Origin of the sequence: Collinsella sp. CLA-ER-H4, assembly GCF_040092395.1 — a bacterium.
Taxonomy (GTDB): domain Bacteria; phylum Actinomycetota; class Coriobacteriia; order Coriobacteriales; family Coriobacteriaceae; genus Collinsella.
On record NZ_JBBNLQ010000001.1, the window covers coordinates 16,021 to 28,699 of the forward strand.

Here is a 12,679-nt window from a genome sequence, read left to right on the forward strand (position 1 = left end):
GTCAAGACGCACGTCCGGAGAGGGCCCTTACGGGACCGGACGAGCGCACAATCGCCATCGATCGAAAGGATCGAATCATGAAGTTTGTTTGCCCCGTTTGCGGTTATGTGGAAGAGTTCGACGGCGACCAGCTGCCCGAGGACTTCAAGTGCCCCCAGTGCGGCGTTCCCGGTTCTCGTTTCCTGAAGCAGGAGGAGGGCCAGCTCGAGTGGGCTGCCGAGCACGTCGTGGGCGTCGCCAAGATGGAGGGCGTCTCCGAGGACATCGTTGCCGACCTGCGCGCCAACTTTGAGGGCGAGTGCTCTGAGGTCGGTATGTACCTGGCCATGGCTCGCGTCGCCCATCGCGAGGGTTATCCCGAGATCGGCCTGTACTGGGAGAAGGCTGCCCACGAGGAGGCCGAGCACGCCGCCAAGTTCGCTGAGCTCCTGGGCGAGGTCGTGACCGACTCCACCAAGAAGAACCTCGAGATGCGCGTTGAGGCCGAGAACGGCGCCACCGCCGGCAAGACCGATCTTGCCAAGCGTGCCAAGGCCGCCGGCCTCGATGCCATCCACGACACCGTGCACGAGATGGCTCGCGACGAGGCCCGCCACGGCAAGGCTTTCGCCGGCCTGCTCAAGCGCTACTTTGGCTAAGCCAGCTGCCTGAGAGATAACCTCTAGCTCGATGGGGCCCGGACCGTATTGGTTCGGGCCCTTTCCTTGCCTCACAAACTTGTTAACTCCCTGAAATAGGACCGCCTTCGGCATAGGTTTCTCGTCAAAAACTAAGTGAGTAGACTTTTTGGAACTTGCCAAGCACGCCATCCATATTGCTTTATAAAGCCGCAGGTAAATGACTTGTTGCAAAACGGCCTGGTCGCCAAAGTGTCAAAAGTCTACTCACTTAGAACCGCAGCCGTCCACGATCGAGCAGTTTTGCGTCTAACGGGCATCTTTCCGTCGATTACTCCCAATTTTGTCCAGTCAACGAATAGTTCAGACCGGAGTAATGTCTCAGCCCTTTGCTCATCTGAGCTTTTATCACGATATTCAGCATCGAACATCCTGCATACGGCCTTAACGACCGCGCGGAATCTATCCTCATCGGATATCTGTCTGTGTGTCAGGAGAAGTACGTCGTAGCCCATGGCTTGAAGGGCTGTCATGCGGTCAGCGTCACGCAAGCCATCCCCTGCGCGTCCGTGCGAGGCCTTTCCCTGACATTCAATGGCCACCTGTCGCCTGCCGTCCGGCGAAGACAGAAGTAGATCGATATACACACGGGACTTTCCCACAATCGCTCGAGCACTTGTGCTTAACGTCACTTCGACATTGAGCTCTATACCGCAAAACCCTTCGCCTCCCAGGGCTCTCGGCAGTCCAAGCAACAAATACGCCTCGACCTCAAAAGGCGACGCGGCACCCAATGGAACGAGTTGCGATACCGCCATAAATCTATTGCCGTAACGAATCCCGCAAACATCTGAACAAAAACGGTCAAGGTCTCTGCCCAAAACCAAAGCGTCTCGACGCCATAAATTTGAGGCGGTGCCGTCCTCGGACGGGCAGCGCACCCAACCGTACGTTGTCGAAATCGCGCCCGAATCAATTGCACGCGTAAGCTCCACCTCAAGTACCGCCGGCAGAGCGCGCACCGCAAACAAGCCACACATCTCCGCCAATACCAAAAGAAGCTGAAGATCCGTCAGATGCCGCGACATGATGAATGCCGTCAGCAGAGGAGACGTAATCAAAAACCCATGCTCCGTTTCCAGCACGGATTCCCTGGGGAGCTCACCAAGAAACAGCCGCTGTCTGATACTGGCAGGGCAAGTCCGCTTGTTTCTCGTCCGAACCAATGTATACAGCGGAAAGCCGAGCACAACCGCAGCCGTCGGGTTACGGGCGAGGTCATATCGCTGCCGGTCTTCTACCGGCCGTGGAAGCGGCGGACACAAAGCGCGAACCTGAGGGGGCAGACGCCAGTACCTAAAAGCCGATATGTCACAAACTAGATCCTTCATAGGCACAGGAGAACACGAATTTCAACCCAGTCAGTCACGCATTGGCGCGAACGCACCAAAAATGGCGCCGAACGGACTGCTAAGTTTTCAACAGCCCTCCCCAACTGGCCAAAAGCTTGCCGAGAGCTGGACGAAGGCCTGTTGAAAACCCCATTTTTTTCGCATGCAGAGGCTTTGCGCGGCAAGTGAGTAGACTTTTTTGAACATCCCGAGCAGACCAGTCATCCTGCTTTTCAAAACCGCAGGTAGATAACTTGTTACAAAACTTCCTGGTCGCCAAAGTGCTAAAAGTCTACTCACTTAGGTTGCAGAGTGCCCCCCCATTAGCTGCAATTCCAAGGTAGTTAGCACTTTTGGACTCAGATCGTCATACTGGACAAGAATTTGAGTTGAGTTTTCAGGGACAGATGCGCCATCGGCACACCAATAACAGTCACTGATATCGACAAAAGGGATGCTCGAGCGCGCGAGAGCCTGCGCAAAAGAGCTTCCGCCCGTTCCACGCTCCGCAACCACGGTACAGTAAAGGCCCGCATCTGCCTGCTCGATCGAGACCTCCCCTGCCGGAAACGCTTTCCGCACAAGCGCCATCAGGCCATCACGCGCCTCACGAGCACGAACGCGCACGCGGTTCACATGCCGCTCGTAATCACCCGATTCCAGCAAACGAGCCAAAGCGACCTGGTCGACAGAACTCACCGACGAGGCATAGAAACCAAGGTTGCACCTAAACCGCTCCATCAGCTCATCGGGCAGCACCATGTACGCTAGACGCAACGCCGATGAAAGGCTCTTCGAAAACGTGTTGGTGTAGATAACCGACTGGGCGGCATCAATCGACGCGAGCGCGGGAATCGGCTTCCCGGCAAGGCGAAACTCACAATCAAAGTCATCTTCGATGAGATACCGACCTGGTCGCTCGGCGGCCCAGCTCAGAAGCGCATAGCGACGCGCAATGCTCGTCACAAGGCCGGTCGGATACTGATGGGACGGCATCAGGTGAAGGACATCGGTCCCGCTTTTCTGCAGAGTGCTCAAGTCCACGCCCTCATCATCCAACGGGATATGTCGAACTTTGCAGCCCATAGCCTGATAGATACGCGTCAGACGCAAATAGCCCGGATCCTCAACCGCATACACCTTGTCCGCGCCAAGCAACTGAACCAACATGGTATCGAGCAGCTGGGCGCCCGCACCGATAACGATGTTGTTGGGGTCGACATTCATACCCCTTGTCCCGTGCAGATGGTGAGCAATTGCGCGTCGCAGCCGAGCAGTGCCCTGCGCCGGTGCGGGCGAAAAGATTTCGCGCTCGTCTTCGGATGTCAGTGTCGTCCGCAGTGCGCCTTGCCAAAGCCGCGCCGCCTCCAAAGCAGAGGGAGAAAGCGCATCGAATCGCTCGACCTGTCCGTTGACATCATGCACGCTGGGGCCCACAGAGACGGCATCTCGGTCGATGCCCTCCGCAGCCGAAGCCAAAACCGGTGCATCCGGAAGCTCGCAAGCGTAGTAGCCACGTCGCGGTATTGAGCAAATATAGCCCTCAGCGAGTAACTGGCTATATGCATTCTCGATGGTAATAACACTGATTCCCAGATGACTGGCAAAGGCGCGCTTAGACGGCAAATGCTCCCCCGCCACAATGCGTCCAGCTACGATATCATCTCGAATTTGCTGGTAAACATACTCATAGAGCGATGCTTCGCCGCGTTTTTCCAAATTGTAGTCAAGCATGAGCATATCACCTGGCCTTATTAAGTCATTCAATCTGGTATTAGTCTGACCTTGTTATTATCTCGAAAACTGAGTATTTCGCCATACCCAGCTCCCCGATAGGATGTTCCGTCAAGCAATGCACATGCCAACCAAGGGAGCAACCATGGCAGAACAGACCAGCAAGGCCGATCGCGTCAAACTCAATCGCGAGCTCGCGCAAATGCTCAAGGGCGGCGTCATCATGGACGTCACTACACCCGAGCAGGCGCGCATCGCCGAGGAGGCAGGTGCCTGCGCCGTCATGGCACTCGAGCGCATCCCGGCCGACATCCGCGCCGCCGGCGGCGTGTCGCGCATGAGCGACCCCAAGATGATTAAGGGCATCCAAGAGGCCGTCTCCATCCCCGTCATGGCCAAGTGCCGCATCGGCCACATTGTCGAGGCGCAGGTCCTGCAGGCCATCGAGATCGATTACATCGACGAGTCCGAGGTTCTCTCCCCCGCCGATGACGTCTATCACATCGATAAGACCCAGTTTGACGTGCCGTTTGTCTGCGGCGCCCGCGATCTGGGCGAGGCATTGCGCCGTGTTGCCGAAGGCGCCACGATGATTCGCACCAAGGGTGAGCCGGGCACGGGCGACGTCGTCCAGGCCGTGCGCCACATGCGCAAGATCCAAAAGCAGATCCGTGACGTTGTCGCCCTGCGAAATGACGAGCTCTTTGAGGCAGCCAAGCAACTGCAGGTTCCGGTCGAGCTGGTCCGCGAAGTCCATGACGCGGGCAAGCTTCCCGTCGTGAACTTTGCCGCCGGCGGCGTAGCGACCCCCGCCGACGCCGCGCTGATGATGCAGCTGGGCGCCGAGGGCGTCTTTGTCGGCTCGGGCATCTTTAAGAGCGGCGACCCCGCCAAGCGCGCCACCGCCATCGTCAAGGCCGTGGCAAACTTCACCGACGCCAAGCTCATTGCCGAGCTTTCTGAGGACCTGGGCGAGGCCATGGTGGGCATCAACGCCGACGAGATCGAAATCATCATGGAGGAGCGCGGGCGCTAGTCCGGCAGAAAGGGTCGCACATGAGCGATTATGCAGACCAAACGGTCGCCGTGCTGGCGGTCCAAGGCGCTTTTGCCGAGCACGAGGCAAGGCTATCCGAGCTGGGCGCACGTTGTATTGAGCTGAGGCAGGCGGCCGATTTGAAGCAGGACTTTGACCGTCTGGTACTTCCCGGCGGCGAGTCTACCGTTCAAGGGAAGCTGCTTGATGAGTTGGGCATGCTCGAGGAGCTTCGTGCCCGTATCGCTGAAGGCATGCCCGTCCTGGGCACCTGCGCCGGCCTGATTCTACTGGCTCACGACCTTGCCGCCCATGACGATAAGGGCACGCCGCGTTTGGCAACCATGGATGTACTTGTCGAGCGCAATGCCTACGGCAGACAGCTCGGCAGCTTTCGAACCAAGGGGCAGGTATCCGGCATCAACGGTGAAGTGCCGCTGACGTTTATCCGTGCACCCCGCATCGTTGAGGTGCACGGCGATGCCGAGGCTTTAGCGAAAGTCGACGGCCGTATCGTCGCCGCCCGTCAGGGCAACCAGCTCGGCGTAACCTTCCACCCCGAACTCGACGAAGACACCCGCCTCCACGAAATGTTCCTACAAATGTAGGCATCGAAATCAACAAACGAAACGAGAGTGGATAATCTCCCACCTTGAGCATGAATATGGGCTCAAACCGGGAGATTATCCACTCTCATGCTATGTAGTCGTTGGGGACGCTCTTAAATGACCAGTCAAACAAGAACGTCCCCAACGACTATCTTTTAGCAGGTCTGGATCATGGCAATGTCGATGTTTTGGCACCGACAGAGCGAGCGCCCACCAGAGCGAACAAATTGGCATGAAAAGAGGACGGCATAGACCTTCTGGTCATGCCGTCCTCTTTGAATGACAAGTTGTCGCTCTGGTGGGCGCGCAGCGTCGGCCAGTTACGGCGTTTGGTAAAACGCCGTAACTAAAAACGGTTACCGCGGAAGCCGCCACCGTTGCGGCCGCCACGGTCGCCACCGCGACCGCCGCGGTCGTTACCACGGTTGCCGCCGAAGCCGCCACGGTTGCCGCCGCGGTCGCCATAGCCACCACGGTTGCCACCAAAGCCGCCACGGCCACCACGGTCGCCGCCACGGTCACCAAAGCCGCCGCGGCCACCGCGATCGCCACCGCGACCGCCACGGTCGCCGCCACGGCCACCACGATCGCCAAAGCCGCCGCGACCGCCACGGTCGCCGCCACGGCCACCACGGTCGTCACGGCCGCCGCGAGGACCGCGATCCTCGTCCAGGCCCATGGCGACGAGCGGAGCGATAACCTTATCGAGAGCGGCCATCAGCTCGGTGGCCTCCTCGTAAGAAAGCTCGGGCAGGAGCTTCTCCTTCTTGTTGGCAAGCTCGACCAGGCCCTCAGCGGCATCCTCGGCAGCGAAGACGACGATCTTGCGCATATCGCCCTCGGCGTCGTCGATGCGGCCGACCAGATCGGCAGCCTCGGCCTCGGCCATCAGGCCATCGAGCTCACGGAGGCGCATGCCCAGCAGGTCGGACATTTCCTTCTGCTCCATCTTGGGCTTGAGGTCAAGAAGCTTGATGGCGCGCTCGATGTTCGCCATGCGCTCGGCCTTGGCCTCCTCCTCCTTAGAAATAGCAAAGCGACGGCTACGCAGCAGGCGGGCGGCCTTCTGCATCTTGTCCATCAGCTCTTCGTCATCGTAATCAACGGCGGCCTCGACAACCTCGGCCTCCTCCTCGGCGGAAACCTCGTCAGCAGCCTCAACCTCGGCAGCTTCGGTCTCCACGGTCTCGACTGCCTCGACCTCGGCAGCCATGGTCTCGTTCTCGGTCTCGTTCATGATCTCTTCGTTCTCGGACATGAGACTCCTTCTTGGCCCTCTCGGGCATCATCGCCCCATTCGCGGGGCCCGTCGCGCACTCTTTGCGCTTTAAACATTCATGCCTCTCGGCAAAACGTCCATTAGTTTATGGTGTCGCCATCCAATCTAGCTGCAGAATCTATGTGCACACATTAATGCGACATGTGCGACTCGCGACGAGCGTACACCAGCGACGCCACGAACCCGACCACGGCAATTACAGCCGCCACACGCACGGCAGCTGCAAATCCAATCGCCTGGGCAACGTCCGTCGCAGCGCCAGCGGCGTCGGCGGTCGCGGCAGAACTCGAGAGCAGACCGATAAACAGCGACGGGCCAAACGATGCGGCAATCATATTCCACGTGTTAAGCAATGCCGTTCCGTGAGGATGTTCAGCGGCGGGTAGCGTCTCCAAGCCGACCGTCTGCGAGGGGCTCAGCACCAAACCGACTCCGGCATACACCACAACGGTCAGCGCCACGACGACGCCGATGTTCATGCTTGCCGCCGTCATCGAGATGGCAGTCTGCCCCACGGCAATCAGGGCAAAGCCGACCGGCAGCAGCGGCCATGCACCACGGGCGTCCATCACGCGTCCGCCCACAATCGAGGTCACGGCGTTGCAGGCAATCGCCGGCAAAATGAGCAGGCCCGCAACAAGTGCGGTCATGCCGTATGCGCCCTCAAAATAGAGCGGCAACAAAACGCTCATCGAGAACGTCGTCATCATCGACACCACCACAAGCAGGCACGCAGGCCAAAAGCGAACGCTCGCCATGGGACGCACGTTAAGCACCGGATGCTCGAGCTTGAGCTGACGGGCCGCAAACAGGCCGAGCAGCACAACGGCGGCGAAGAGCGTCGCGATGCCGGTGGTCAGATTGGTCGAGAACTCGCCTACGGAATACACAAATGCCGTAATGCCGGCGGCGAGCAAAACAACCGACAGAATATCAAGCGTGGTGTTCGAGCGCTCTCCGACATTCTGAACGAGCTTTACGCCCGCCGCAGCGACCGCAATACCGCCCACCAGCGGCACTACGAACACCGCCCTCCAGCCAAATAACGTGCACATTAGACCGCTGATCACGGGTCCAAACGCCGGCCCTAGCGTAATGCAGGCGCCGCCCAGGCTCAGATACAGACCGAGCTTCTCGCGCGGGGCGCAAGACAGCACCACGTTCATCATGAGCGGGAACAAGATGCCCGATCCCGCAGCCTGCAAAATACGACTTGGCAGCAAAACGCTAAACGACGGAGCGACCAGGCACAGGACTTCGCCGGCGACCATACATCCGCATGCGAAAAATAACAGCTTGCGCGTCGAGAAACGGCCGGACAGGAAGGCCATGATGGCCGTAAAGATCGACGTCACAATCATGTAGCCCGAGACGAGCCACTGCGCCGTGGTGGCACTCACCGAAAAGGCCGCCATAATGTCGTGCAACGCCACGTTAATGATGTTCTCGTTAAACGCGGCAACAAAGGCTGCAATATACATTACGACGAGAATCGCCGCAGAGGCCGATGGCGTTACTTGAACTTGTTGCTGAGATTTGCTCCCCATGCATTTCCTTCCTCTTGGAACGACAGTCGCATCGCCCCAGAGGAACGGTCCAGGGCGAAAAATGAGCCCTAGACTTACGCCAGACGCCGTACACGACGAATCTGGCAACATGGTCCAACATCGAAAGATTGTAACGCGGACGCACAGCTTTCCTTCCGCGCTATTATTAAAAGTCCACGAAAGCATAAGACATGAGGAGCCCGCCATGATTAAGCCCATCATGAAATCCGAGTTCTTTTTGCGTCTGCCTTCCGAAGACGCGGGACCCGACGATGCCGCAACCGGGCAGGATCTCCTGGATACGCTCCACGAGCATGAGCACGAGTGCGTGGGCCTCGCCGCCAACATGATCGGCGTGCGCAAACGCATCATCTGCGTAAAGGACGGCAACAGGACACTCCTGATGTACAACCCTCAAATTCTTGAGCAGGTCAATGCCTATCAGACGAGCGAAGGATGCCTCTCGCTGATCGGCGAGCGTCCCTGTACCCGCTATCGCCGCATTAAGGTTGAGTATTTGGACGAGAACTTCGTCCACCGCATCAAAAACTTCTCGGGCTACACCGCCGAGATCATCCAACACGAAATCGACCACTGCAATGGCGTCGTGGTTTAGGCCACCTGCCAAAATGAGGGTACCGGAGGCCTCCCTATGGATATCAGCCGCTTTGGCGAATTCGCCATCTTAGCGCAGTCACGCACGTTTCTTGATGCGGCGGAACTGCTTTTCATGTCGCAATCAACCCTCTCCAAGCACATCATGGCAATGGAGCACGAACTCGGCTGCAAGCTCATCGATCGAAGCCAGCGCCACGTAACACTCACCGCGCAAGGTGAAGCGCTCCTCCCCTATGCGCAAAAAATTGCGACGCTTCAGCACCGCTATCTTGCCGCCATTCAAATAGGTGCAGGTGAGCCGCTCGAGCACCTCACCGTAGGTTCTATCCCCATTATGGCCCCTTATGGGATTACGGACGCCGTCATCGATTTTCAGCAGGCGAACCCCTCATATTCTGTCGAGCTCATCGAAGGCGAGGGCGACACACTCAAGCGCATGCTCCTACACGAGGACATTGACCTGGCCTTCATCCGTGACAGCGGCGCCATCGAGCCGGAGTTCAAAAAGATTCCCTTTACGACCGACCGGCTCGTGGCCGTCCTTCCGCTCGACCATCCACTCGCCGAACGTGACACCGTCGAGATAGACGACCTTATCGACGAGAATTTCCTCATGCTTCCCCAAGGCTCGTTCGTAAGCGAGCTCGTCCTTTCCATTTGCCGCGAAGCTGGATTTGGCCCACGTGTTACGTTCACCGGCAAACGAGCCGAGAACATCATCTCTCTTGTCGCACGCGGCGCCGGTGTCTCATTCCTCATGCGCAAGCCGGCGGAATCGCTTGCCAGCGGAAAGGTAGCCCTGGTGCCGCTTGAGCCCGCGACGACCTCCGAGGTCAGGCTCTACCTCAAGCGGAACGCCGCGCACTCGCAGGCGGTCGTCTCGTTCATCGGCTTCCTCCCCTACCGTCAGCTCCTGCAGGGCGACCGTACATCTTCCACCGCGGCACGACCGTCATAATCCCCGCTGCTCCACAACCGCAGACCCGTGTCCGCAAACACGCTGACAACGGCACACAATACAAATATGCCTCGGGCGGCACGTCGCCGTCCGAGGCATATTTAGTTAAAGTGCGCAGAAAGACTAGTCCACCGAGATGTTGAGTGCCTTACCGCCCTCGTCCTTCTTGGTACCGATCACCATAGCGGCGACAAGAGCCAGAACGAAAGCGACCACACCGGAGATGACAAGGCCGATAAAGCCCGTGTCGATGCCGGCAGGGTTAATAAAGCTCGGGAAACCGAGCGGGCCGGAGGCGCCGAAGGCATAGAGCTTGGCACCCATGAGGCCGGCAATGGCGCCGCCTACACCAGCGGAAATAAAGGTTGCCCACATAAGGCGCTTACGCGGCAGCAAGATGGCGTAAAGCGCAGGCTCGTTGACACCGAAAATCGAAGAGACAAGGGCGGGAATGTTGACGGCAGCATTTTCCTCGGAGTCCTTGGTTCGGATGATCATGCCAAGCACAGCGCCGGCGATGGCACAACCGCCTGCATACACGAGCGGGTTAATGAGGTCATAGCCGTAGGTTGCGACATCGAGGAACCACAGCGGGATGATACCCCAGTGCAGGCCGAACATGACGAGCAGGCTCCAGAACGTGCCGATGACGAAGCCGGCGATGGCGGGTTGGAAGTTGATGAGCATCAGAATGATCTGGGCAACGATATTGGAGAGGACCGTCATGACCGGACCGACCACAAGCAGGCCAAGGATGCCGCAAATGAGGAGCGTCAGGATGTTGGAGAAGAACGAGCTCACAAGCGCGGGCAGCGCGTTAGAAAGGGCCTTGTGTACCTTGGAGGCAATCCAGACGATAAAGATCGCGGGCAGAATCGTCGATGAGTAATTCTGCATGATCAGCGGGATGCCAAAAATATCACCGTAGACATTGGACTCGAAGACCGTGCCGGCGCCGAGCGTGTAGAGCGGATCTCCGCCCATAAGGCCAACGAGCGTCGGGTAGACGAGGATACCACCGAGCGCCATTCCCATAACGGGCTTAAGTCCGAACTTCTTGGCCGACGTCCAGCCAATGATTAGCGGAAAGTAATAGAAGACCGAATCTCCGATTGCCGAGAGCGTCACATAGGTATTGCTGTCCTTGGCAAGCCAACCGGCAACCGTGCAGAGCGCGAGCATCGACTTGATAAAGCCACCGGCCATAAGCACGCCAAGAACCGGCTGCAGAATCTCGGAAATGATGGCGAGCAGGCGCGAGAACGGATCGCCCTTCTTGACATTGTCGCCCTCATCGATATCGAGCGCGGGCTTGGTGTCGAACCCGCCAATCTGAACAAGGTCGTTGTAGACAGCCTCGACAGTGGCACCAATCACGACCTGATACTGTCCCCCAGCCTGGATGACGTCAACGACGCCCTTCGTCGCCTTAAGTTCATTGGTCTGGACAAGTGATTCATCCTTGAGGTGGAAGCGGAGACGCGTAATGCAGTGGCTCACGTCTAACACATTGTCTCGACCACCGACCTTTGTGATGATTTCATCGCAAAGCTTCTGGTATTTCATGGAATTCTCCTTTTTCTGAGCGGGGTATAGCATCGATTTCAGGCCTCCGTAGTCGACGTGGGAGGGCAAGGAACCCGCTTCCCCCTTTGTAATCCGCGGACGCACGTACGCCCGGGATGGGAAACGGCAGAGAAGATGGAAGATGCCGATCACATGGCAGGGAGCCTCATTGGCCCATGTCACGCAATCAGGTCTACAGACGCGAATCTGCTGCGCCGAGAAGTCTCGTCGTCTGGCAGAACTTGTCACACAGACGTTCCGGTTCGCCCTGGGGAATCTGAGTACGCTCGGTCTCAAAGGAGAGGCCGTACTCGCGTGCCGGAAGGAAATACTCGAAATAGCCGTTGGTGTAACCGCAAACTATTCCCTCGACCGGGCATTCGCGCTTCATGCGAATACCCAGGTCGCTGCCGAGCTCACTCGGGAACACAAAGAGATGCAGGCCGCCCAAACTGATGACGGCACACTTAAGCGTGAGCGAAAAGTCGTCATGGGCAACGGTGTGATAGAACGTCTGAGGCTCGATGCGGTCGAGAACGACCTCGCGATCGAGCTTGATCTGGGAAATCGCCTCGGCAAGACCGGTCGAAACGCGCTCGACCTCGGGAATGCCGCGTCCCTGGCGAAAATTGCGGTCGCTACAGTCGCCAGCAGCACCGACGACCATGGCCGGATAGTAACCAAGACTCTGAGCGAGCTTTTTGCCGGTAAGACCGGCGAGTTCGCTCGTGAGCTCCGTGCAGTCGGGTCCGACGCAAGCGGAATGCACCGCCCAGTTCACAAAGCCCGCAAATGGCTTGCCTTCGGTATCGAAGAACGATACGACAATGACCTCATTGTCGGCGAGTTCACCTGGGATGATGCGGTTGTCGTAGAAACCGGTGATGACCTGCTTGCCCAAGCGACAAATCGCGGGCTGTGCGTTGGCGCGGCACTCCTCAAAGCATTGGCAAATGATATCGAGGAACCAGCGGTAGTAGTTCTCGTCGAATTTTCCCGTCCACCAGCTGCGGTGGTAAGCGACGATTGAAGTATGGTCGTGCGTCGCCGAGAGCAAAACGCAGTCACGGTCGATTCCATAGCGCTCGGCGAGCATTGTCTTGACTTCCTCGGCCATGCTTTCCTCGAACTCGAGGACATCGGCATTAAAAAGAAACACTTCACGTTCGCCTTGCTGGAAGAGGATGGCGTTGGCGAAGACGTCATCATGGACGCCCGTCGCAGGTTCAAGACGGTTGGGAAGATTGCGGTAGCCAATCAGGTAGATGTCGCCCTGTGGGGTAATTTTGCGGCGCGCGTGTCCAATGTTCATGCACGTTCTCCTT

At 58.1% G+C, this 12,679-nt stretch carries 11 protein-coding genes; 5 read left to right on the top strand and 6 right to left on the bottom strand.

The features are described from left to right. The first annotated feature begins 74 nt into the window (after nt 1–74). On the top strand, nt 75–638 hold the full coding sequence (locus tag AAAX34_RS00075) for a ferritin family protein (RefSeq protein ID WP_070097113.1): 564 nt from the start codon (nt 75–77) through the stop codon (nt 636–638). A 242-nt stretch (nt 639–880) separates the two neighbouring features. On the opposite strand, the gene AAAX34_RS00080 is transcribed toward AAAX34_RS00075, so the two are convergent. Both AAAX34_RS00080 and AAAX34_RS00085 read right to left on the bottom strand, forming a co-directional pair. Further along, complete coding sequence (locus tag AAAX34_RS00080) at nt 881–1,762, bottom strand: hypothetical protein (protein ID WP_349109582.1); 882 nt, start codon at nt 1,760–1,762, stop codon at nt 881–883. 546 nt (nt 1,763–2,308) lie between these two features. Beyond that, nucleotides 2,309–3,742, bottom strand: a complete 1,434-nt coding sequence (locus AAAX34_RS00085; RefSeq protein ID WP_349109583.1) for a PLP-dependent aminotransferase family protein — start codon at nt 3,740–3,742, stop codon at nt 2,309–2,311. A gap of 145 nt (nt 3,743–3,887) precedes the next feature. On the opposite strand from AAAX34_RS00085, the gene pdxS reads away from it, so the two are divergent. Beyond that, nucleotides 3,888–4,778, top strand: a complete 891-nt coding sequence (gene pdxS / locus AAAX34_RS00090; protein WP_349109584.1) for a pyridoxal 5'-phosphate synthase lyase subunit PdxS — start codon at nt 3,888–3,890, stop codon at nt 4,776–4,778. A 20-nt stretch (nt 4,779–4,798) separates the two neighbouring features. Then, a complete protein-coding gene (gene pdxT / locus AAAX34_RS00095; RefSeq protein WP_349109585.1) occupies nt 4,799–5,386 on the top strand; it encodes a pyridoxal 5'-phosphate synthase glutaminase subunit PdxT in 588 nt (195 codons plus the stop codon). Nucleotides 5,387–5,732: 346 nt separating this feature from the next. Here the strand turns inward: pdxT and AAAX34_RS00100 are convergent, their stop codons facing one another. Continuing rightward, nucleotides 5,733–6,644, bottom strand: coding sequence for a hypothetical protein (locus AAAX34_RS00100; RefSeq protein WP_035137032.1), 912 nt, complete (start codon nt 6,642–6,644; stop codon nt 5,733–5,735). Between the two features lie 152 nt (nt 6,645–6,796). Beyond that, nucleotides 6,797–8,146, bottom strand: coding sequence for an MFS transporter (locus tag AAAX34_RS00105; protein WP_349109586.1), 1,350 nt, complete (start codon nt 8,144–8,146; stop codon nt 6,797–6,799). 271 nt (nt 8,147–8,417) lie between these two features. On the opposite strand from AAAX34_RS00105, the gene AAAX34_RS00110 reads away from it, so the two are divergent. Further along, nucleotides 8,418–8,828, top strand: a complete 411-nt coding sequence (locus AAAX34_RS00110; RefSeq protein WP_217107679.1) for a peptide deformylase — start codon at nt 8,418–8,420, stop codon at nt 8,826–8,828. 36 nt (nt 8,829–8,864) lie between these two features. Continuing rightward, a complete protein-coding gene (locus AAAX34_RS00115) occupies nt 8,865–9,788 on the top strand; it encodes a LysR family transcriptional regulator (RefSeq protein WP_349109587.1) in 924 nt (307 codons plus the stop codon). A gap of 123 nt (nt 9,789–9,911) precedes the next feature. Here AAAX34_RS00115 and AAAX34_RS00120 read toward each other — a convergent pair whose 3' ends face one another. After that, on the bottom strand, nt 9,912–11,354 hold the full coding sequence (locus tag AAAX34_RS00120) for a PTS transporter subunit EIIC (RefSeq protein WP_349109588.1): 1,443 nt from the start codon (nt 11,352–11,354) through the stop codon (nt 9,912–9,914). 193 nt (nt 11,355–11,547) lie between these two features. Next, nucleotides 11,548–12,666, bottom strand: a complete 1,119-nt coding sequence (locus AAAX34_RS00125; RefSeq protein WP_349109589.1) for a hypothetical protein — start codon at nt 12,664–12,666, stop codon at nt 11,548–11,550. Between the last annotated feature and the right edge of the window lie 13 nt (nt 12,667–12,679).